The 20,831-nt window shown below is 70.7% G+C and carries 20 protein-coding genes; 12 read left to right on the top strand and 8 right to left on the bottom strand.

The window, feature by feature from the left end:
- Positions 1-155 precede the first annotated feature (155 nt).
- On the bottom strand, positions 156-899 hold the full coding sequence (locus EDF21_RS04795; protein ID WP_123570465.1) for a hypothetical protein: 744 nt from the start codon (positions 897-899) through the stop codon (positions 156-158).
- A 189-nt stretch (positions 900-1,088) separates the two neighbouring features.
- On the opposite strand from EDF21_RS04795, the gene EDF21_RS04790 reads away from it, so the two are divergent.
- Together EDF21_RS04790 and EDF21_RS04785 are read left to right on the top strand one after the other, a co-directional pair.
- Positions 1,089-2,297, top strand: coding sequence for a DUF6177 family protein (locus tag EDF21_RS04790; protein ID WP_148053630.1), 1,209 nt, complete (start codon positions 1,089-1,091; stop codon positions 2,295-2,297).
- Positions 2,297-2,644 (top strand): hypothetical protein, encoded by a 348-nt coding sequence (locus EDF21_RS04785; RefSeq protein ID WP_056046421.1) that lies wholly within the window; start codon positions 2,297-2,299, stop codon positions 2,642-2,644. Before EDF21_RS04790 ends, EDF21_RS04785 begins: the two co-directional genes overlap by 1 nt.
- 101 nt (positions 2,645-2,745) lie before the next feature.
- Here the strand turns inward: EDF21_RS04785 and EDF21_RS04780 are convergent, their stop codons facing one another.
- From EDF21_RS04780 to EDF21_RS04760, 5 genes are all read right to left on the bottom strand, one after another.
- On the bottom strand, positions 2,746-3,501 hold the full coding sequence (locus tag EDF21_RS04780) for a succinate dehydrogenase iron-sulfur subunit (RefSeq protein WP_056046419.1): 756 nt from the start codon (positions 3,499-3,501) through the stop codon (positions 2,746-2,748).
- A 1-nt stretch (position 3,502) separates the two neighbouring features.
- Positions 3,503-5,311 (bottom strand): succinate dehydrogenase flavoprotein subunit, encoded by a 1,809-nt coding sequence (gene sdhA, locus EDF21_RS04775; protein ID WP_056046417.1) that lies wholly within the window; start codon positions 5,309-5,311, stop codon positions 3,503-3,505.
- A gap of 57 nt (positions 5,312-5,368) precedes the next feature.
- Positions 5,369-5,818, bottom strand: coding sequence for a succinate dehydrogenase, hydrophobic membrane anchor protein (gene sdhD, locus EDF21_RS04770; protein ID WP_056046415.1), 450 nt, complete (start codon positions 5,816-5,818; stop codon positions 5,369-5,371).
- 4 nt (positions 5,819-5,822) lie between these two features.
- Positions 5,823-6,275, bottom strand: coding sequence for a succinate dehydrogenase, cytochrome b556 subunit (gene sdhC, locus EDF21_RS04765; RefSeq protein WP_082486448.1), 453 nt, complete (start codon positions 6,273-6,275; stop codon positions 5,823-5,825).
- A gap of 186 nt (positions 6,276-6,461) precedes the next feature.
- Positions 6,462-7,604 carry a glycosyltransferase family 1 protein gene (locus EDF21_RS04760; RefSeq protein WP_123570463.1) on the bottom strand — a complete coding sequence of 381 codons (1,143 nt, stop codon included), beginning with the start codon at positions 7,602-7,604 and terminating at the stop codon, positions 6,462-6,464.
- Positions 7,605-7,700: 96 nt separating this feature from the next.
- Between EDF21_RS04760 and EDF21_RS04755 the strand changes: the two genes are divergently transcribed.
- The 10 genes from EDF21_RS04755 to EDF21_RS04710 all read left to right on the top strand — a co-directional run bounded on the left by EDF21_RS04755 (position 7,701) and on the right by EDF21_RS04710 (position 18,126).
- Complete coding sequence (locus EDF21_RS04755) at positions 7,701-8,819, top strand: mannose-1-phosphate guanylyltransferase (protein WP_123570462.1); 1,119 nt, start codon at positions 7,701-7,703, stop codon at positions 8,817-8,819.
- Positions 8,820-8,986: 167 nt separating this feature from the next.
- Positions 8,987-10,072 (top strand): BMP family protein, encoded by a 1,086-nt coding sequence (locus EDF21_RS04750; protein ID WP_056047703.1) that lies wholly within the window; start codon positions 8,987-8,989, stop codon positions 10,070-10,072.
- A 157-nt stretch (positions 10,073-10,229) separates the two neighbouring features.
- Positions 10,230-11,750 carry an ABC transporter ATP-binding protein gene (locus EDF21_RS04745; RefSeq protein ID WP_056046408.1) on the top strand — a complete coding sequence of 507 codons (1,521 nt, stop codon included), beginning with the start codon at positions 10,230-10,232 and terminating at the stop codon, positions 11,748-11,750.
- Positions 11,747-13,021: an ABC transporter permease gene (locus EDF21_RS04740; RefSeq protein WP_056046406.1), complete on the top strand. Its 1,275-nt coding sequence runs from the start codon at positions 11,747-11,749 to the stop codon at positions 13,019-13,021. The genes EDF21_RS04745 and EDF21_RS04740 overlap by 4 nt, the downstream gene beginning before the upstream one ends.
- Positions 13,018-14,307: an ABC transporter permease gene (locus EDF21_RS04735; RefSeq protein ID WP_056046404.1), complete on the top strand. Its 1,290-nt coding sequence runs from the start codon at positions 13,018-13,020 to the stop codon at positions 14,305-14,307. The genes EDF21_RS04740 and EDF21_RS04735 overlap by 4 nt, the downstream gene beginning before the upstream one ends.
- A complete protein-coding gene (locus EDF21_RS04730; RefSeq protein WP_233568359.1) occupies positions 14,304-14,741 on the top strand; it encodes a cytidine deaminase in 438 nt (145 codons plus the stop codon). The genes EDF21_RS04735 and EDF21_RS04730 overlap by 4 nt, the downstream gene beginning before the upstream one ends.
- Positions 14,742-14,824: 83 nt before the next feature.
- Positions 14,825-16,120 carry a thymidine phosphorylase gene (locus EDF21_RS04725; protein WP_056046402.1) on the top strand — a complete coding sequence of 432 codons (1,296 nt, stop codon included), beginning with the start codon at positions 14,825-14,827 and terminating at the stop codon, positions 16,118-16,120.
- A gap of 132 nt (positions 16,121-16,252) precedes the next feature.
- A complete protein-coding gene (locus EDF21_RS04720; RefSeq protein WP_123570461.1) occupies positions 16,253-17,374 on the top strand; it encodes an adenosine deaminase in 1,122 nt (373 codons plus the stop codon).
- 1 nt (position 17,375) lies between these two features.
- Entirely contained in the window at positions 17,376-17,822 is a 447-nt protein-coding gene (locus EDF21_RS04715) for a PTS sugar transporter subunit IIA (RefSeq protein WP_056046397.1), read from the top strand.
- Between the two features lie 31 nt (positions 17,823-17,853).
- Positions 17,854-18,126, top strand: a complete 273-nt coding sequence (locus EDF21_RS04710) for a PTS sugar transporter subunit IIB (protein ID WP_056046395.1) — start codon at positions 17,854-17,856, stop codon at positions 18,124-18,126.
- A 114-nt stretch (positions 18,127-18,240) separates the two neighbouring features.
- Here the strand turns inward: EDF21_RS04710 and EDF21_RS04705 are convergent, their stop codons facing one another.
- Positions 18,241-19,944 (bottom strand): phospho-sugar mutase, encoded by a 1,704-nt coding sequence (locus tag EDF21_RS04705; RefSeq protein ID WP_199736264.1) that lies wholly within the window; start codon positions 19,942-19,944, stop codon positions 18,241-18,243.
- Positions 19,945-19,952: 8 nt separating this feature from the next.
- Positions 19,953-20,786, bottom strand: a complete 834-nt coding sequence (locus EDF21_RS04700) for a purine-nucleoside phosphorylase (RefSeq protein ID WP_123570460.1) — start codon at positions 20,784-20,786, stop codon at positions 19,953-19,955.
- Positions 20,787-20,831: the final 45 nt, after the last annotated feature.

Below are 20,831 nucleotides of genomic sequence, written 5' to 3'. Positions count from 1 at the left end.
TCGGGACGGCGTTGCCCCTCCCGGGGGCGGCGCCGTCCCTCGGCCGTCCGACTCCGACCTCGGTGTCGACGGGCCTCAGGGTGTTCCGGCCTCAGGACGGTCCGGCCTCAGGACGGTCGGGCCTCAGAACGGTCCGGCCTCAAGACGGTCCGGCTTCAGCGTGCCCCGGTCTCGGCGCGTCGTTCGTCGAGGTGGTCGGCCAGTTCGCCCCAGGCGACGACCACGTCCCGCAGCGCACCGGCCGTGCTCTCGTCGAGCACCGAGACGAGGCCGCGAGGATCGTCGACGAGGACGAGCGCGCTCGATCTCGACAGCACCGCGTACGACGACGACCGATCGCCGACGGGTGCGTTCGTGCCCCGCAGTTCGAGGTGCAGGCGACCCGACGACCGCGTGAGACGTGCCCGCACCGGATCGCCGTCCGAGGCGAAGAACTCGGCCAGCGCCTCCCGGTCGTCCGAGAGGACGTCACGCTCCCACCCGTTCTCGGCGAGCCGCGAGTCGGCACCGGCCACCGACTGCCAGAGGACGACCGACCTCTCGGTCGGGGACGCTCCCGCACGCAGGCCGAAGCGCGCCTCCAGGTTGTCCGCGACGGCGGCGGACACCGCAGCGCGGTCGACCGACGGCGGCGGATCGAGCCGGTCCACCACGACCGCGGCCACGGCGTCCAGTTCGCGAGGCCAGGTCGACACCCGCGTCTCGTCGAGCAAGCGGTCGTGGTCGCCCGAGAGCAGGACCTTCTCGACGAGCTCGTCGAGGCGCGCGAGGGCCCGACCGAACTCTCGGTCGGCGGTGGGTCGGAGGGGCGGCCTCGTCCGGACGGCTGCCGCGAACGCTCGTCGGCGTTCCCGCTGGTCGAGGGGGCGTTCGCCGTTGCGGTACGGGCGTCGTCTCACGAGATCGCTCGCGGACCGGGCCGGCGGGGCCGTCGGTCGAGGCGTCGGGCGTCGTTCATGGCAGGCCTCTCGAGGGTCGTTGGCGATGACGGGGACCAAGCCTAGGCCGCGCGGGCCTTCTCGGGCCGGGCTGGTCCGAGTCCGCCGTGCATCCGGTCACGGCCTTCCGGCACGGAGCAGAATCGACGGGTGGGCACCCCAATCCGACACCCGTTGGTCGACGCGATCTCGTCGCGCGCCGTCCGGGTCGACAGCAGGGCCCGCGTCGTCCGACTCAGTCGTCCGCTCGCGGACCTCCTCGGTCGACCCCCGACGAGTCGACGCGTCGTGCTGGTCACCAGCGAACGGTCGCGCCTCACCGTCGGTCTCCGGGCCGCCCTGGTCGCCGCCGGGGGCGTCTGGGCCGTGCACGACGACCAGGACCGTCTCCGGGACGGCCTCACGGGCCTGCCGTACGCCGACGTCGACGCCGCGGCCACCGAGCTCGACGCCTCGGCGCCCGTCGTGCCGTCCGCCGGGTGGCTGCCACTCATCGAGGACGCCGTCGACACCACCTGCCAGCTCAGCGTCGACCTCACGGTGCTCCACAGGGCATCCCACGACACGAGCCTGGGAGGTGCGGTCGAGACCCTGGGAGCGGCGGTCTCGGGCACCGTCCCGACCCGATGGGGGGCGACCGAGCCCCTGGGCCACGCCTGGGACCGCTGGGTCCTCACCCAGCACGCCCGTCACCAGGCTCCCGAGACCGTCCGGGTCGTCGTCGAGGGGCCGCACCTGTCGGCGACGATCACCGCACGGGTCACCGACCACGGCATCGAGGAGACCACGGCGTTGACGGTCGACGTGACCGAGGGGACGCTCGACGACGCCATCGCCCGGCTGACCGAGGCTCTCGGCCACATCGCCGAGTCGTCCCTGCCGACCTTCGCCCTCGTCATCGCCCGCGAGGGCGAGTCCGATCGGTGCGTCCGGGCCGTGACCTACCCCCCGCCGAACCCGGTCGCCCTCTTGATCGGCGCACCGTCCGTGCGTCGGCTCGGCCTCGAACGCTCCGCCCTCGACGCCGGACGTCCGGTCGTCGTGGTCGGCCGCCCGCGCCTGCCCGCCTACGTCGTGCCGCTGGGTGACGAGGCCACGTCGGGCTGGAACGCCCTGCACCGCACCCTGGAGGCGGTCGGCCCCGAGAGGCTCGCCCAGCTCGTCGCCAGCCCTCTGCTCCAGGCGTGGGAGGAAGACCTGCACGAACTGGACCTGCTGCACGAGAGCACGACCGAGGCCGAGGCCGAGGCCATGACCGAGGCCGATGCCGGGACGGGCAGCCGGTCCGGCGGCCAGGCCGACGGCATCGAGTCCCAGGCCGGAACCGAGCGTCCGCGTCCGGCCGAGGACGAGAGCTGATGCCCCGCGACATCACCATCCTGAGTCCGCACGTCTACGACCAGCTCGACCTCGCGACGGCGGCCCACGCGGTCGACGGTTCGCTCGGCGTGCGCGAGATCGACGGCGGCGACGCCCTCCAGGTGTTCGGGGCGGGTGGGGTTCCGCTGCTCACCGTCTACCAGGCGGCCGAACTGACCGAGGCGGACGAGGTCCACCGCCTGTTGCCCGACCCGCCCTCGGTGCCCCTCCCGGTGTTCTGGATCGACGCCGTCGCCCCGATGGGCGACGAAGGCGAGACCGGGGTGTCGGTCGCGCTCCGCCTCGCCCTCGGCCTCGAGGCCGCCTGCATCGTCGAGGACGACTGACCAGGTCGTCGACGTGCGTCCATGCGCCGCCGCGACCCGTCGGACGAGAGAGGGCCCGACCACATGGTGGTCGGGCCCTCTCTCGTGGAGGTGGCTCGGTGTCAGGCCCGTCCGCGCAACACGGCCTGCTTGACCTCGGCGATGGCCTGCGTCACCTGGATGCCGCGCGGGCAGGCCTCGGTGCAGTTGAAGGTGGTGCGGCAGCGCCACACGCCTTCTTTGTCGTTCAGGATGTCGAGGCGCACCTGCGCACCCTCGTCGCGCGAGTCGAAGATGAAGCGGTGCGCGTTGACGATGGCGGCCGGACCGAAGTACTGGCCGTCGGTCCAGAACACCGGGCAGCTCGACGTGCAGGCGGCACAGAGGATGCACTTGGTCGTGTCGTCGAAGCGCTCGCGCTGGGTGGCGCTCTGCAGGCGCTCCTTCTCGGGCTTGGACGAGGCCATGAGGAACGGCTGGATCTCGCGGTACGACTGGAAGAAGGGCTCCATGTCGACGACGAGGTCCTTCTCGAGGGGAAGGCCCTTGATCGCTTCGACGTAGATCGGCTGCGAGATGTCGAGGTCCTTGATCAGCGTCTTGCAGGCCAACCGGTTGCGACCGTTGATGCGCATCGCGTCGGAGCCGCAGACGCCGTGGGCACACGAACGACGGAAGGTCAGCGAACCGTCCTGCTCCCACTTGATCTGGTGCAGGGCGTCGAGCACCCGGTCCGTCGGCAGCACCTGGACGTCGAAGTCCTGCCAGCGGGGCTCGTCGTCGACCTCGGGGTCGAACCGACGGATGATCAGGGTGGCCGTGAACGTGGGGACGGCGTCGGCGCCCTGGGGCTTGTTCTCGAGGACAGCGGTGCTCATGTCAGTACTTCCGTTCCATCGGCTGGTAGTTCGTGATCACGACGGGTTTGGTGTCGAGGCGGATGTGGTCGCCGGCCAGGGACGAGTGGGCGTCGCCCGTCAGGTACGCCATCGTGTGGACGAGCCAGTTCTCGTCGTCGCGCGTGGGGTAGTCCTCGCGGAAGTGCCCCCCGCGGCTCTCTTGACGCGAACGAGCCGAGTAGACGACGACCTCGGCGAGGTCGAGCAGGAAGCCCAGCTCGATGGCCTCGAGCAGGTCGGTGTTGAAGCGCTTGCCCTTGTCCTGCACCGAGATGTTCTTGAACCGGTCGCGGAGGTCGGCGATCACGTGGGTGACCTCGTCGAGGGTCTCTTCGGTACGGAACACCTGGGCGTTGCGGTCCATGCTGTCCTGCAGCTCCTTGCGCAGCGTCGCGATGCGCTCGGTGCCCGTGGCGTTGCGGACGTCCTCGACGAGACCGCGCACGAAGCCGGCCGGATCGTCGGGCAGCGGCACGAAGGGTGCGTCCTTCACGTACTCGACGGCGTTGTTGCCGGCGCGCTTGCCGAAGACGTTGATGTCGAGCAGCGAGTTCGTGCCGAGGCGGTTGGAGCCGTGCACGCTGACGCAGGCGCACTCGCCGGCGGCGTAGAGGCCCGGCACGACCGTCGTGTTGTCGCGGAGCACCTCGGCCTTGACGTTCGTCGGGATGCCACCCATGGCGTAGTGGGCGGTCGGCAGCACGGGGACGGGCTCGGTGTACGGCTCGACGCCGAGGTAGGTGCGGGCGAACTCCGTGATGTCCGGCAGCTTGGCGTCGATCACGGCCGGGTCGAGGTGCGTGATGTCGAGGTAGACGTAGTCCTTGTGCGGTCCGGCCCCCCGGCCTTCGCGGATCTCGGTCGCCATGCAGCGCGCGACGATGTCGCGGGGCGCCAGGTCCTTGATGGTGGGGGCGTAGCGCTCCATGAAGCGCTCGCCCTCGCTGTTGCGCAGGATCGCGCCCTCACCGCGGGCGGCCTCACTCAGCAGGATGCCGAGCCCGGCGAGGCCGGTCGGGTGGAACTGGAAGAACTCCATGTCCTCGAGCGGCAGACCCTTGCGCCAGATGATGCCCACGCCGTCGCCGGTCAGGGTGTGCGCGTTGGACGTCGTCTTGTAGATCTTGCCGAAGCCGCCGGTGGCGAAGATGACGGCCTTGCCCTGGAACACGTGCAGGTCGCCGGTCGAGAGCTCGTAGGCGATCACACCGGCCGGGCGCTCTTCTCCGTCGATCTCTCCCATGATGAGGTCGAGGACGTAGAACTCGTTGAAGAAGTTGATGCCGTGCTTGACGCAGTTCTGGTAGAGCGTCTGGAGGATCATGTGCCCGGTGCGGTCGGCCGCGTAGCAGGCTCGCCGGACGGGGTTCTTGCCGTGCTCGGCCGTGTGGCCGCCGAAGCGACGCTGGTCGATCTTGCCCTCGGGGGTGCGGTTGAACGGCAGCCCCATGTTCTCGAGGTCGAGGACGGCGTCGATCGCCTCCTTGGCGAGGATCTCGGCGGCGTCCTGGTCGACGAGGTAGTCGCCGCCCTTGACGGTGTCGAACGTGTGCCACTCCCAGTTGTCGTCCTCGACGTTGGCGAGGGCCGCGGCCATGCCGCCCTGGGCCGCACCGGTGTGCGAACGGGTCGGGTACAGCTTCGAGATCACCGCGGTGCTGGCGTTCGGGCCGGCCTCGATGGCCGCCCTCATGCCCGCACCCCCGGCCCCGACGATGACGATGTCGTGCTGGTGGTAGTGGACGCCGTCGACGACGGTGCTGGCGGGGGCGGGGGAGGGTGTGGTCACGGTTCTTTCCGGTGGGGACGTGCGGCCGGTGGCCGGAGTGGACGGTGGGCCGGATGGCTAGCCGGCGGTGCAGAACGACGGCAGCAGGTCGGCCGGGGCGTTCGCGGGGCACGGGTCGAACGTGTAGATCACGAGCGTGCCGAGGACGAGCAGGACGACGGTCGACGTGACGAGCGTGACGAGCAGGACCTTGCGCACCGTCGGCTTCGAGACGTAGTCGTTGACGATCGTCCGCATGCCGTTCGTGCCGTGGATCAGCGCGAGCCAGAGGAGGAGGGTGTCGTAGACCTGCCAGAACGGGCTGGCCCACTTGCCGGCCACGAAGGCGAAGTCGATGGCCTTGACGCCGCCCTCGCTCGCGAGCAGGTTGATGAACAGGTGGCCGAACACGAGCACGACGAGCAGCAGGCCGCTGGCGCGCATGTAGATCCAGCCCCACTTCTCGTAGTTGGTGGAGCGTTGGGCCGCGCGGGCCGAACGCGGGGCTTCGACGGTCTGGGTGGTCATGGCTCTACTCCGAGAAGACGTTCATGAGGTGGCGCGGGGCGAAACCGGCGAACAGGACCACGGCGAGGCCGATGACGACCCAGAACATGACGCGCTGGTACTTGGTGCCGGGGCCCCAGAAGTCGATGAGGATGATCCGCAGGCCGTTCAGGGCGTGGAACAGGATCGCGGCGACGAGGCCGGTCTCGCCGAGTCCCATGATCGGGTTCTTGTAGGTGCCGATCACCGCGTTGTAGGCCTCGGGGCTGATCCGCACCAGGGCGGTGTCGAGGATGTGCACCAGCAGGAAGAAGTAGATGCTCACGCCGGTGATGCGGTGGAGGACCCACGACCACATGCCCTCACGGCCCCGGTAGAGGGTGCCGGCGATCTTCCCGGGCGCCTTGGGCGCACTGATCTTCGGTGCACCCGGTCTGCCTGCCGGTGATGCGACCGTTCCCGTCGACTGCTCGGCCATGAGCACTTCTCCTCGCGGATGGGGCGGACGACGCTCTCGCTCGATCGGTACGAGGGACAGCCGTGTCCGCTGGTGGCGTTCTCAGAACCTGTCCAGTCTATGTTCCCGCCGAGTGCGGACGCGGCCCCGCCCCTCCGAAGTCGTTCGACGTCGAGACAAGACGGACCCGTCGGCCCGGCCCTGCGATCAGCGGACGGAGGCGCGCTCCGCCCCAGCGCGGACGCTCGCCATCGCCCGTCGGTAGTGCTCGACGAGCTCGTCGCCGAGCGTCTCCCACGTGCGTCCGACGACTGCCCGCCTGCCGGCCTCGCCGAAGCGGGCCCGCAGCTCGTCCGAGAGGACCAGGGTGCGGACGCTCCGGCGGAGCGAGTGGTCGTGGCGGGGCTCGAAGAGGAACCCGTCGACCCCGTGCCGCACCAGGTCGAGGGGCCCGCCCGCGGCCGGGGCCACGACCGGCAGTCCGCTGGCGCGGGCCTCCTGGACGGTCTGACCGAAGGTCTCGGTCGAGCCGGTGTGCACGAACACGTCGAGCGCCGCATAGGCGTCCGCGAGGTGCTCGCCGTGCAGAGGGCCGGTGAACACCGGGTCGAGCTGTCGCAGGCGGCGGCGGAGGGCGGGCAGTGAGGGGCCGCCCCCGACGACCACGAGGCGGGCCTCCCGCAGGGGGCGCAGGGCGGCCAGCCGCTCGACCTGTTTCTCGGGGGCCAGTCGGCCCACGTAGCCGACGAGCACCTGGTCGGGTGCGCCCCAGGACTCCCGCAGGGCGCGCACCGCGTCGCCCGACTTGCGGTTCGGGTGGAACAGGGCCGAGTCGACTCCTCGCCCCCAGGTCGCGAGCCGGCCCACGCCGGCCGTCTCGAGGTCCCGCAAGGAGGCGCGCGAGGGGACCAGCGTCGTCGTGGCCTGGTCGTGGATGCGGCGGACGAGCCGCCAGGCGACGGCCGAGCCGAGCCCGAGGCCGTTCGTCCCCGCGTACCGGGCGACGTCGGTCTGGAAGACGGCGACCGAGGGCGCGCCCAGGCGTGCCGCCGCGGCGATGGCCTGGGCGCCGAGCAGGAACGGCGAGGCGACGTGCACGACGTCGGGTCGGAACCCGGCGATGGCGGCCGCGACCTGCGGGTTCGGCAGGCCGACCGGGAACTGGCGGTAGGCCACGGACGGCACCCGGTGGACGGGGAAGCCGGCGTAGCTCGTGGTCCCGCGGCCGGCCGGGGCGATGACCATGGCCTCGTGTCCGCGTCGGGCCAGGTGGTCGAGCACGCGCAGCACGCTCGTGGTGACCCCGTTGACGGTGGGTAGGAAGCTCTCGGTCACGATCACGACTCGCATCGGTCCTCCTCGGACTGCTCGTGCTGCGAGCCTCGACGGCGACGGTGGCGCGAGGGGATCGGAGGCATGGAGGAGGGGCGTCGATAAGGTGAACTCATGACGATCCAGGAAAGCCTCGACCGGTTCTACAGCATCATCCCGGCGGGTGGCATCGGGTCCCGTCTCTGGCCGCTCAGCCGCGCCGACGCACCCAAGTTCTTGCACGACCTCACCGGCAGCGGTTCGACCCTGCTGCGCGGCACCTGGGACCGCCTCGCCCCGCTCAACGGCGACCAACGCATCATGGTCGTCACCGGGCGGGCACACCGAGCCGCGGTCGAGTCGCAGCTGCCCGGCCTCGCCGACCACAACGTCGTCCTCGAGAGCGAGCCGAAGGACAGCACCGCGGCCATCGGCCTCGCCGCCGCCGTCCTCCGTCGTCGTGAGCCGGACGTCATCATCGGCTCGTTCGCCGCCGACCACGTCATCGCCGACACCCGCGGTTTCGGTCGGGCCGTCCGCGAGGCCATCGTCGCCGCCGACGAGGGCTACATCGCCACGATCGGCATCACCCCCACCGAACCCGCGATCGGGTTCGGCTACATCCATGTCGGCGCACCGCTCGACATCGAGGGCGCACCGAGCGCCCGCACGGTCGAGTCGTTCGTCGAGAAGCCCGACCTCGAGACGGCCGAGCGATACGTCTCCGGCGGCGACTACCTCTGGAACGGCGGCATGTTCATCTCGCGGGCCGACCGGTTGCTCGAGCAGCTGGGCGAGACCCGTCCCGACCTGCTCGAGGGCATCGAAGAGCTCGCGGCGGCATGGGACACCCCGAAGCGCGGCGCCGTCGTCGACAAGGTGTGGCCCGGCCTCGAGAAGATCGCCATCGACTACACCGTGGCCGAACCCGCCGCCGCGGCGGGCCGGCTGGCCGTCGTGCCGGGCGACTTCGACTGGGACGACGTCGGCGACTTCGCGTCCATCGCCAAGCTGCACGCCGGCGGTCGCAAGAGCGACCTGGCCATCCTCGGCGAGAACGCCCGCGTGCTCGCCGACAGCTCGAGCGGCATCGTCGTCGGCAACAGCGGCCGGCTGATCTCGCTGATCGGCGTCAACGACATCATCGTGGTCGACACCCCCGACGCCCTGCTCGTCACGACGACGGCGAACGCCCAACGCGTCAAGGGCGTCGTGGACGCCCTCAAGCTGAGCGGTCGCAGCGACGTCCTCTGACCCGCTCCGGGGCCGTGGACGTTTCGTGCTCGTTACGTCGTGGTCGCGACTGTGTAACGCCTCGGCATCACGACCACCCGTCGGTCGGAGGCGCCCGTCACAGTAGGTAACCTGTCAGCCATACCCACCCGGCGCGCCTCGTGCCGGGCTGCACCCTGGAGGACAACTTGACTACAACTGCGCGCAAGGCCGTGCTCAGCGGCCTCGCCCTGGCGAGCACCGCCGTCATCCTGGCCGGCTGTGCCTCGGCCCCCGAGAGCGGCTCTGGCTCGACCAGCGGCGCCTCGAGCGACTTCGTCCCTTGCATGGTCTCCGACGCCGGCGGCTTCGACGACAAGTCGTTCAACCAGCTCGGCTACGAGGGCCTGACCGAGGCCGCGAAGACCATCGGGTCCACGCCCAAGACGGTCGAGTCGGCCGACGAGACGGTCTACGACGCCAACCTGTCGAACCTCGCCGACCAGGGCTGCAACCTGATCGTCACGGTCGGCTTCGCGCTCGCCGACGCCACCAAGTCGGCGGCCGAGGCGAACTCGGGCATCAACTACGCCACCATCGACGACTCGTCGATCACGGCCGACAACGTGCAGCCGATCACCTTCAACACGTCCGAGGCCGCGTTCCTCGCGGGCTACGCGGCGGCGAGCTACTCGAAGACCGGCGTCGTCGGCACCTTCGGCGGCATGCAGTTCCCGACCGTCACCATCTTCATGGACGGCTTCGCCGACGGCGTGAAGTACTACAACGAGCAGAAGAGCAAGGACGTCAAGGTCGTCGGCTGGGACGTCGACGCCCAGAACGGCACCTTCACCGGTGGCTTCGAGGCCGGCACCACGGCCAAGCAGAGCGCCCAGACCCTGATCGACCAGAACGCCGACGTCATCCTGCCGGTCGGTGGCCCGATCTACCAGAGCGCCGCCGAGGCGATCCGCGACTCCGGCAAGGACGTCGTCCTGGTCGGTGCCGACAGCGACACCTACGAGACCGACAGTGCCAACAAGGACCTCTTCCTCACCTCGGTGCTCAAGGGCATCAAGCAGGCGACCGACGCGGTCGTCACGCAGGCCAGCGAGGACAAGTTCTCGAGCACGCCCTACGTGGGCACGCTCGAGAACGACGGCGTCGGCATCGCCCCGTTCCACGACTACGCCGACAAGGTCGACTCCGGTCTGCAGGACGAGCTCGACACCATCAAGGCCGGCATCATCGACGGCTCCATCGAGGTCGAGTCCCCGTCGGCGCTCACCAGCTGACGAAAGCACCTCCCGTCATCGATTAGCATCGACTGACCCAGGGCCGGGAGCGACGGTCACCCCGTCGCTCCCGGCCCTCTCAACGCCCGTGGGCGGGCCGCCGACCCGGTGCCGCCCGTCCCCACCCGAATGCCTAGACCCGAGGTAGCCACCTGAGATGAAGCTCGAACTGCGGGGCATCACCAAGCGATTCGGCGCGCTGACCGCCAACGACCACATCAGCCTGACCGTCGAGCCCGGCGAGATCCACTGCCTGCTCGGCGAGAACGGTGCCGGCAAGTCCACGCTGATGAACGTGCTCTACGGGCTCTACCAGGCCGACGAGGGCGAGATCCTGCTCGACGACGCCGTCCAGCACTTCTCGGGTCCGGGCGACGCCATGGGCGCCGGAATCGGCATGGTCCACCAGCACTTCATGCTGGTGCCCGTCTTCACCGTCGCCGAGAACGTCATGCTCGGCCACGAAGAGACCAGGTCCGGCGGCCGGCTCGACCTCGCCGCGGCACGCGCCAAGGTGCGAGAGATCAGCAGCCGGTTCGGCTTCGACATCGACCCCGACGCCCTCGTCGAGGAGCTGCCCGTCGGTGTGCAGCAACGCGTCGAGATCATCAAGGCCCTGTCCCGTGACGCCAAGGTGCTCGTGTTCGACGAGCCCACCGCCGTGCTCACGCCGCAGGAGACCGACGAGCTCATGGTGATCATGCGTCAGCTGCGCGACGCCGGCACCGCCATCGTCTTCATCACCCACAAGCTGCGCGAGGTGCGCGAGGTCGCCACCCGCATCACCGTCATCCGACTCGGCACGGTCGTCGGCGAGGCCGAACCGACCGCCTCGAACGCCGAGCTCGCCTCGCTCATGGTCGGTCGCGCCGTCGAACTCACCGTCCAGAAGGCCCCCGCCGAAGCCGGCGAGCCCGCCCTGGTGGTCGAGAACCTCCGGGTGGTCGACCCCATCGGACAGGTCGTCGTGGACGACGTCTCGTTCGAGGTCCGCCGGGGCGAGATCCTCGCCATCGCCGGCGTCCAGGGCAACGGCCAGACCGAACTCACCGAGGCCATCCTCGGCCTCCAGCCCCGGGTCGAAGGGCGGGTCTCCCTGGATGGGCGCGACATCACGGGCCGCAGCGTGCGCCAGGTCCTCGACGCGGGCGTCGGTTTCGTCCCCGAGGACCGCAACCAGGACGGCCTCGTCGGCGAGTTCACCGTGGCCGAGAACCTCATGCTCGACCGCTCGCAGTCCGGTCCCTTCGTGAAACGCGGCTCGCTCAAGCTCGCCGAGCTCGCGGCGTTCGCCGTGGCCAAGGTGAAGGAGTTCGACATCCGCACCCAGGGCATCACGACGCCTGCCGGCCGCCTCTCGGGCGGCAACCAGCAGAAGGTCGTTCTGGCGCGCGAGCTCAGCCGCGACCTGCGGCTCTTCGTGGCCGCCCAGCCCACCCGCGGCATCGACGTCGGGTCGATCGAGTTCGTGCACAAGCGCATCGTCGAGACCCGCGACCAGGGCGTGCCCGTCATCGTCGTCTCGACCGAGCTCGACGAGGTCGCCGCCCTGGCCGACCGCATCGCCGTGATGTACCGCGGCACCATCGTCGGCATCGTGCCGGCGGACACCCCTCGCGACGTGCTGGGGCTCATGATGGCCGGCGAGATGCCGCAGGGAACGGAGCAGGCAGCGTGAGCGACGCCACGACCACCACGACGGGCCCGGGCACGCCACCCGCCCCGTCGTCACCGGAGTCGACCGAGGGACGCGGCTCGCGCCTCCTGAGAGAGATCACGACCGGCAACGCCGCCATCTCGGTGCTCGCCGTCGTGTTGGCACTCGTCGTCTCGGGCCTCCTCATCGGGTTCACCGACACCACGGTGCAGGGCACGCTGGGCTACTTCTTCTCGCGCCCGGCCGACTTCTTCCAGGCGTTCTGGACCGCGGTCGGCGGGTCGTACTCGTCGCTCTTCCAGGGCGCGATCTACAACTTCCGGGTCGACGGCTTCGCGGCGGGCATCCGTCCGCTGACCGAGACGCTGAACTACGCCGTGCCCCTCATCGCCGCGGGCCTCGGCGTCGCGGTCGCGTTCCGCGTGGGCCTGTTCAACATCGGTGCCCGCGGGCAGATGCTGATGGCCTCGGCCGCCGCCGGCTGGGTGGGCTTCTCCTTCCACCTGCCGCTCGCCGTGCACCTTCCCCTCGCCCTCGCCGCCGGCATCGCCGCGGGTGCCCTGTGGGGCGGCATCGTGGGCCTGCTCAAGGCCCGCACCGGCGCCCACGAGGTGATCCTCACGATCATGCTCAACTACATCGCCTTCTACCTGTTGGCCTTCATGTTGCGGACGCAGGGCCTGCTGCAGGCTCCGGGCAGCGCGAACCCCAAGTCGCCCGCCACGCTCGACACGGCGATCCTGCCCGACCTGTTCGGCGCCCGGTACAACCTCAACTGGGGCTTCGTGCTGGTCATCGTCATCACCGCCGTCGTCTGGTGGCTGATCAACCGGTCGACGCTCGGCTTCCGGTTCCGTGCCGTCGGCGAGAACCCGCACGCAGCCCGCACGGCCGGCATGAACGTCAAGAACATCTACCTCTACGCGATGCTCATCTCGGGTGCTCTCGCGGGCGTCGCCGGGTCGACCCAGGTGCTCGGCACGCTGACCAGCGGCTTCACCTCGGGCATCGACGCCGGCATCGGCTTCGACGCGATCACGGTCGCGCTGCTCGGTCGTTCGCGGCCGTGGGGAGTGTTCGGCGCCGGCGTCCTCTTCGGCGCGCTCAAGGCCGGCGGGTACTCGATGCAGGCCGCCAACGGCGTACCGATCGACATCGTGCTCGTCGTGCAGTCCCTCATCGTGTTGTTCGTGGCCGCGCCCCCGCTGGTCCGAGCGATCTTCCGTCTGCCGGCCCCGGGCCTCCGCCCGGTGCGCAAGGCCTCGAACAAGGAGGCGGTGGTCACCAAGTGAGCACGCTCACCCCCGACACCGCGGTCCCCGCCGCGCCGTCGCCCGACCTGGCGCGGGCCTCCTCCCGCAGCCTCAAGGCCCCGATCGCGTTCGCGATCTTCACGGTCGTGGCCGCCGTGCTGTTCCTCGGCCTCGCCCGGGACGGCGAGAGCACCTTCCGCCTGTCGACGACGACGGACTTCTTCGCCCTGCCCGACGCGGTCCTGCCGGCGGCCGGCACCGGCATCGTGCTGACGGTGCTCCTGGCCGTCATCACGGTGGTCGCGGTGCTGCGCGCCGTCCGCTTCGAGAAGGTGCCGATCTGGCTGATCGCCGTGTTCGGCGTCCTCTTCCTGCTCGGCTTCCTCACGTGGGCGAGCGCCGGTCAGACCATCCCGGTGCCCGGTCTGCTGCTCGGCGCCCTCGCACTCAGCACCCCGCTGATCTTCGGTGCCCTCGGCGGCGTCATCAGCGAGCGGGTCGGTGTCGTCAACGTCGCGATCGAGGGGCAGTTGCTCGCCGGAGCCTTCGTCTCGGCCATGGTCGCCTCGGCGACCGGGTCGGCCTACGTCGGCCTGGTCGGGGCGATGATCGCGGGCGTGCTCGTGTCGATGGTCCTGGCGGTGTTCAGCATCCGCTACATCGTCGACCAGGTCATCGTCGGCGTCGTGCTCAACGTGCTCGTCACGGGCCTCACCAGCTTCCTGTACTCGCAGGTGCTGTCGAAGTCCGAGTCGCTGAACCGCGGCGTGCGGTTCCCGCAGCTCGACATCCCGGTCCTCAGCCAGATCCCGATCGTCGGGCCGGTCTTCTTCCGTCAGACGATCATCGTCTACCTGATGTACATCGCGATCGCGGTCGTCTTCTACGGTCTCTTCCGCACGCGGTGGGGGCTGCGCCTCCGTTCGGTGGGCGAGCACCCGCAGGCGGCCGACACCGTGGGCATCAAGGTCAACGCCACCCGGTTCTGGAACGTCTCCCTCGCGGGGGCGATCGCCGGCCTCGGCGGGGCGTACTTCACGCTCGGTTCGCTCGGCAACTTCCAGAAAGAGATGACGGCGGGCGCGGGGTTCATCGCCCTGGCCGCGGTCATCTTCGGTCGGTGGGACCCGATCCGGGCCACGCTCGCCGCGCTGCTGTTCGGCTTCGCGAGCAACCTGCAGAACGTGCTCGGGGCCATCGGTTCGCCGGTGCCCAGCGAGTTCATGCTCATGCTGCCGTACGTCGTGACGATCTTCGCGGTCGCCGGCCTGGTCGGGCAGTCCCGGGGCCCCGCGGCCTCGGGCAAGCCCTACATCAAGTCGTGACGGGCCGCAGCAGCGAGTCCGTGCTCGCCGAGACCGACTGGGACGCCCTCCGCGGAGCGGCTCGCGACGCCATGCGCAAGGCGTACGTCCCTTACTCGAACTTCCCCGTGGGGGCTGCAGCCGTCACGGACGACGGTCGGATCGTCTCGGGCTGCAACGTCGAGAACGCCTCGTACGGCATCACCCTCTGCGCCGAGTGCTCACTGGTGTCCGACCTCGTCATGTCGGGAGGGGGCCGTCTGGTCGCCTTCGCCTGCGTCGACGGCAACGGCGGGGTCCTGATGCCCTGCGGGCGGTGCCGTCAGCTGCTCTACGAACACTCCGACGAAGCCATGGTCCTCGACACCGTCTCGGGCTTCAAGACCATCGACGAGGTCATCCCCGACGCGTTCGGGCCGCGGCAGCTCGAGGCGTACCGCGCCTCGCAGGGCTGACCCGCGCCTCCTCGTCCCTCCCGGTCGCGACCCCGTGGTCGCGCCCTCGCACCACCCACCGCACCACCGCTAGGAGCCCCGCCGTGACCCAGAACGCCGTCGAACCGTTCGACACCGTCGACCTCATCCGCGTCAAGCGGGGCGGCGACGCCCTCAGCACCGCGCAGATCGACTGGCTCATCGACGCGTACACGCGCGGGTACGTCGCGGACGAGCAGATGTCGGCGCTGACCATGGCGATCTTCCTCAACGGCATGGAGCGCCGAGAGATCCGCGACATGACGATGGCCATGATCCGGTCGGGCGAGACGATGGACTTCGCCGGGCTCGGCAAGACGACCGTCGACAAGCACTCCACCGGTGGCGTCGGCGACAAGATCACCCTCCCGCTGGCTCCGCTCGTCGCCTCGTTCGGCGTCGCCGTACCCCAGCTCTCGGGCCGTGGCCTCGGCCACACCGGGGGAACGCTCGACAAGCTCGAGTCGATCCCCGGCTGGCAGGCCTCGATCTCGAACGACCGCATGCGCGAGATCATGGCCGACAGCGGCGCCGTCGTCTGTGCGGCCGGGTCGGGCCTCGCCCCCGCCGACGGCAAGCTCTACGCGCTCCGTGACATCACGGGCACCGTCGAGGCCATCCCGCTGATCGCGTCGTCGATCATGAGCAAGAAGATCGCCGAGGGCACCGCCGCCCTCGTCCTCGACGTCAAGTTCGGGTCGGGCGCCTTCATCCAGGACATCGAGCGGTCGCGTGAGCTGGCCCGCACGATGGTCGACCTCGGCACCGACGCCGGCGTCGCGACCACCGCCCTGCTGACCGACATGAACGTGCCGCTCGGGTTGACCATCGGCAACGCCCTCGAGGTCCGTGAGTCGGTCGAGACCCTCGCCGGAGGCGGCCCCGCCGACATCCGCGAGCTCACGGTGGCACTCGCCCGCGAGATGCTGACCCTCGCGGGTCGACCCGACGCCGACGTCGAGGCCGCCCTCGACGACGGACGCGCCATGGACGCCTGGAAGCGCATGATCCGTGCCCAGGGCGGGGACCCCGACGCCGCGTTGCCGACCGCCCGCGAGACGCACGTCGTCACCGCCGGGCGCAGCGGTCACCTGACCGAGCAGCACGCGCTGCCCTTCGGCATCGGTGCCTGGCGCCTCGGTGCCGGTCGCGCCCGCAAGCAGGACCCCGTGCAGGCGGCCGCCGGCATCGAGCTGCACGCGAAGCCGGGCGACCGGGTCACCGAGGGCCAGCCCCTCTTCACCCTGCACACCGACGAACCCGAGCGGTTCGAGCGTGCCCTCGAGGCCGTCGACGGGGCGTGGACGATCGGCGACGAGGCTCCGGCGGCGCGCACGATCGTCGCCGAGCGCATCGGCTGACGACCCGCCCGAGCACGTCCCACCGGCATCGCGCCTCCGTCCAGGAGGCGCGGTGCCGGTTCTCGTGGAGAGCGCACCTCTCTCGTGGCGCGCGTCCAGAGTCGCCGCCCGGAGCGCTAGTAGATTGAGGGCATGAGCGCTCCCGACAAGGACTACCGGCTGCCGAACGGGGGCCCGCGCCTCGCGGCCCTGCCGAAGGTCTCGCTGCACGACCACCTCGACGGCGGCCTCCGGCCCGAGACCATCGTCGACCTCGCGGTCGAGGCCGGCGTCGATCTCCCCGCGTCCGAACCCGAGGCGCTGCGCCGCTGGTTCGTCGAGAACGCCGACTCCGGCACCCTCGTCGACTACCTCGCGACCTTCGAGCTCACGGTCGCGGTCATGCAGACCCGCGAGCAGCTGACCCGGGTCGCGCACGAGTTCGTCCTCGACCTGGCCGCCGACGGCGTCGTCCACGCCGAGGTGCGCTGGGCCCCCGAGCAACACCAACGGGAGGGGCTCACCCTCGACCAGGCGGTGGAGGCCGTGCAGGCGGGCTTCGCGTCGGCCGTGCGGTCGCTGGCCGACGACGGGTACGAGATCTCGGTCGGGCAGATCCTGAGTGCGCTGCGCCAGGGCGAGCGATCGCTCGAGATCGCCCAGCTCGCCGTGCGCCATCGCGAGAACGGCGTGCTGGCCTTCGACATCGCCGGTCCCGAGGCGGGTTACCCGGCCGCCGACCACAGGGTCGCCTTCGACCTGTTGGCCCGCGAGTTCATGCCCGTCACGGTGCACGCGGGCGAGGCCGACGGTCTCGACAGCATCCGGGGTGCGCTGATCGACGGGCGGGCCCTCCGGCTCGGCCACGGGGTCCGCATCGCCGAAGACATCCGGGTCGTCGCGAGCAAGGGGTCGACCTCCACCGTCGAGATCGGGCCGATCGCGTCGTGGGTGCGCGACCGCGAGATCCCGCTCGAGTTGTCGCCGCAGTCGAACCTGCAGACCGGTGCCATCGCCGCCTGGGGAACGGACCTCGACGACCACCCCTTCGACCTGCTGTACCAGCTCGGCTACGGCGTGACGGTCAACACCGACAACCGCCTGATGAGCGACACGAGCCTCTGCAAAGAGCTCGCCCTGCTCAGCCAGGCCTTCGACTACGACCTCGACGACCACGAGACCTTCCAGCTCAACGCCGCCGCGTCGTGCTTCCTGCCCCTCGAGGACCGCGAGGCGCTGGCCGACCGCATCACCGCCGGCTTCGAGGGGGCCTGACATGGCGCTCCCGCCGCTCCCGGACGAGGCCGTCGTCATCGGCGCCCAGGTCGTCGACTGGCGTGAGGCCGTCCGGGTCGCCGGTCGTGCCCTGGTCGACTCCGGTGCCGCCCGCGAGGGCTACGGCGACGAGATGGTCCGCATGATCGACGAACACGGCCCCTACGTGGTCATCGCCCCCGGTCTCGCGTTGGCCCACGCTCGGCCGGGTGACGACGTCGTCCGCGACGGCCTGGCCGTCGTGACCCTTGCCGAGCCCGTTCCGTTCGGGCACCCGCACAACGACCCGGTCAGCGTGGTCCTCGGCCTCGCGATCGTCACCGTCGGCGGCCACCTCGAGTCGATCGCCGACCTGGCGAACGTCTTCAACGAGGCCTCCGTCATCCCCGCCCTCGCGGCCGCCTCCTCGGTCGACGAGGTGCGGCGGCTCATGGGCGTCCCCGCCTGATCGCCCTCCCACGGATCGAGACCTCCCCACAATGAAGATCGTCACCATCTGCGGCGCCGGCATCGGCAGCAGCGGAATCCTCAAGGTCAACGCCGAGCGGGTCCTGGCCAAGCTCGACATCGAGGCCGACGTGGTCGCGGCCGACATCGGCTCGATCGCGACGGTCGGTGACGATGCGCAGGTGATCCTCACGTCGGCCGAGTTCGTCGAGGCGATCGGCTCCACGTTCGCCGACGTCATCGTCATCCAGAACCACTTCGACCAGGCGGAGCTCACCGAGAAGCTGCAGAAGTCGCTGGGCTGACCGCGGCGTGCGGCATCGGGGCGAACCGCACCGGCCACGACGAGAGAGACCCCGGAGGCGCAGCTCGCGCCTCCGGGGTCTCTCTCGTCGTCCGGGCGGTCACCGCCCCGACCGTCAGGCCAGGAGGTCGCGCATGCCGGCGTCGAGATCGGCCACGGCCGCCTCGGCGGCGGCTCGACGGGCGACGGCGTCGCCCTCGGTGCTCGACGCGTCGATGTAGACCTTGAGCTTCGGCTCGGTGCCGCTCGGGCGGACGATGACGCGTGAGCCGTCGGTGAGCCAGTAGCGGAGGATGTCGCCCGCGGGGAAGGCTCCGAACCCGTCCCGGAAGTCGTCCACCCGGTCGACGCGGTGCGAGCCGATCGTCGACGGCGGGCGCCGGCGGAGACCGTCGGTGAGGGCCGTGATGGTGGCGAGGTCCTCGACCCGGATCGAGATCTGCGAGGAGGCGTAGGCGCCGAACCGCTCGTCGAAGGCGACGAGGTGCTCGGCCAGGCTCGACCCGGCCGTGTGCAGCTCGGTGGCGAGGGCGAGGAGGTCGACCGCGGCCGAGATCCCGTCCTTGTCGCGGACGACGTCGGGGTCGACGAGGTAGCCGAGTGCCTCTTCGTAGCCGTAGAGCAGCCCTCCGACGCGGGAGACCCACTTGAATCCCGTGAGCGTGTCGACGTAGTCGAGTCCGTGCACCCGGGCGATCTCGCGCAGGGCGGGCGACGAGACGATGCTCGCGGCCAGGGTGCCGTCGCGGTCGTCCCGTCGTGCCCGTTCTGCGGCGCGCCAGCCGAGCAGCGAGCCGACCTCGTTGCCGCTGAGTCGACGCCAGCCGCCGTCGACGGGGATCGCGACCGCGAGCCGGTCGGCGTCGGGATCGTTGGCGATGACCAGGTCGGCCTCGACGCGGCCGGCCGTGGCGTACGCGAGGTCCAGGGCGCCGGGCTCTTCCGGGTTGGGGAAGGCCACGGTCGGGAACGCCGGGTCGGGGGCGCTCTGCTCGCCGACCGGGATCGGCTCGGTGAAGCCGGCGGTCGCGAACACGCGGCGTGCGACCTCCCACCCGACGCCGTGCATCGCGGTGTAGACGACCCGTGGCTGACGACCGTTCGCCGCCGTGCCGGCCACCGCGGCGGTGCGACGGACGTACTCCATGACGAGGTCGTCACCGGCCTCGCGGTAGTCGTCGGAGCGGGCCAGTCGCGTGACGGGGGACTGCGCGGCCTTCTCGATCTCGGCGGCGATCTCGCCGTCGACCGGGGACACGATCTGCGAGCCGGCGTCGACACCGCCGAGGTAGACCTTGTAGCCGTTGTCCTTCGCCGGGTTGTGACTCGCGGTCACCATGACGCCTGCGCTGACGTCGAGGTGGCGCACGGCGAAGGCCAGCACCGGGGTCGGGAGGGCGCGGGGCAGGATCGTGGCCGCGACGCCCGCGGCGGCCATGATCTCGGCCGTGTCCCGCGCGAAGACGTCGGAGTTCTTGCGCCCGTCGTAGCCGATGACGATGGAGGGACTCGACTCGCGGCCCCGCAGGAAGGCCGCGAAGCCGGCCGCGGCCTGCGCCACGAGCACGCGGTTCATGCGGTTCGGACCCGAGCCCAGGGCGCCGCGCAGGCCGGCCGTGCCGAACTGCAGGCGACCGGCGAAGCGGTCGGCGAGTTCGGACGAGGCGTCGGCGTCGTCGGAGCCGGCCCGGGTCAGCAGTCGGTCGAGCTCGTCGCGCGTCTCGTCGTCGGGGTCCTGGTCGCGCCAGGCGGTGGCCGACGCGATCAACCGCTCGAGGTCGGACGAGACCGGCGAGCCGTCGCTGCCGGGCCCCGTCACGTCGCCGCTCACAGGGCCGCCACGATGCGGGCGAGCAGGTCGCTGATCTTGGCCTCGGCGTCGCGCCCGGCCTCGAGCACCTCGGCGTGGCTGAGCGGGGTCTTCTGGATGCCCGCGGCCAGGTTGGTGATCAGCGACATGCCGAGCACCTCCATGCCGGACTGGCGCGCGGCGATGGCCTCGAGGGCCGTCGACATGCCGACGATGTGCCCGCCGATGGCCTTGGCCATCTGCACCTCGGCCGGCGTCTCGTAGTGCGGGCCGCGGAACTGCGTGTAGACGCCCTCGTCGAGCTCGGGATCGATGCCGCGGGCGACGTCGCGGAGGCGCGTCGAGTAGAGGTCGGTCAGGTCGATGAACGTCGCGCCCTCGAGGGGCGAGTCCGCCGTGAGGTTGATGTGGTCGCTGATCAGCACCGGCGTGCCGGGCTTCCAGGTCTCCTTGATGCCCCCGGCACCGTTCGTCAGGATCATGGTGGTCGCGCCCGTGGCGGCGGCCGTGCGCACGCCGTGCACGACCCGACGCACGCCGTGGCCCTCGTAGTAGTGGGTGCGGGCGCCCATGACGAGGGCGTGCTTGCCCGAGGGCAGTGCGATGCTGCGGATCGAGCTGGTGTGGCCGACGACGGCCGACGCGGCGAAGCCGGTGATCTCGGTCGCGGGGACCTCGGCGACGGTCTCACCGATCAGGTCGGCGGCCTTGGCCCAGCCGCTGCCCAGCGTCAGGGCGATGTCGTGTCGGGCGACGCCGGTCTTCTCGGCGATCTCGGCGGCGGCGGTGCGGGCGACCTCGAAGGGGTCGGCGGCGCGGTCGTCGAGCGGGTGCGTGGTGGTCTCAGACATGGCGTCCACTCTAGGGTCTGCCGACGCGCGTCCCCGGTCGCCGCC

The organism is Frigoribacterium sp. PhB118, assembly GCF_003751725.1.
GTDB lineage: Bacteria > Actinomycetota > Actinomycetes > Actinomycetales > Microbacteriaceae > Frigoribacterium.
This window is presented reverse-complemented; position numbering and strand designations above follow the sequence as displayed.

What these genes read in the sequence shown, in the direction of transcription:
- EDF21_RS04760 (WP_123570463.1), bottom strand. Translation starts at nt 7,604, where the DNA reads ATGCGAGTCGTGATCGTGACCGAGAGCTTCCTACCCACCGTCAACGGG.
- EDF21_RS04755 (WP_123570462.1), top strand. Translation starts at nt 7,701, where the DNA reads ATGACGATCCAGGAAAGCCTCGACCGGTTCTACAGCATCATCCCGGCG.
- EDF21_RS04780 (WP_056046419.1), bottom strand. Translation starts at nt 3,501, where the DNA reads ATGAGCACCGCTGTCCTCGAGAACAAGCCCCAGGGCGCCGACGCCGTC.
- EDF21_RS04710 (WP_056046395.1), top strand. Translation starts at nt 17,854, where the DNA reads ATGAAGATCGTCACCATCTGCGGCGCCGGCATCGGCAGCAGCGGAATC.
- sdhD (WP_056046415.1), bottom strand. Translation starts at nt 5,818, where the DNA reads ATGACCACCCAGACCGTCGAAGCCCCGCGTTCGGCCCGCGCGGCCCAA.
- sdhC (WP_082486448.1), bottom strand. Translation starts at nt 6,275, where the DNA reads ATGGCCGAGCAGTCGACGGGAACGGTCGCATCACCGGCAGGCAGACCG.
- EDF21_RS04785 (WP_056046421.1), top strand. Translation starts at nt 2,297, where the DNA reads ATGCCCCGCGACATCACCATCCTGAGTCCGCACGTCTACGACCAGCTC.
- EDF21_RS04720 (WP_123570461.1), top strand. Translation starts at nt 16,253, where the DNA reads ATGAGCGCTCCCGACAAGGACTACCGGCTGCCGAACGGGGGCCCGCGC.
- EDF21_RS04715 (WP_056046397.1), top strand. Translation starts at nt 17,376, where the DNA reads ATGGCGCTCCCGCCGCTCCCGGACGAGGCCGTCGTCATCGGCGCCCAG.
- EDF21_RS04700 (WP_123570460.1), bottom strand. Translation starts at nt 20,786, where the DNA reads ATGTCTGAGACCACCACGCACCCGCTCGACGACCGCGCCGCCGACCCC.
- EDF21_RS04745 (WP_056046408.1), top strand. Translation starts at nt 10,230, where the DNA reads ATGAAGCTCGAACTGCGGGGCATCACCAAGCGATTCGGCGCGCTGACC.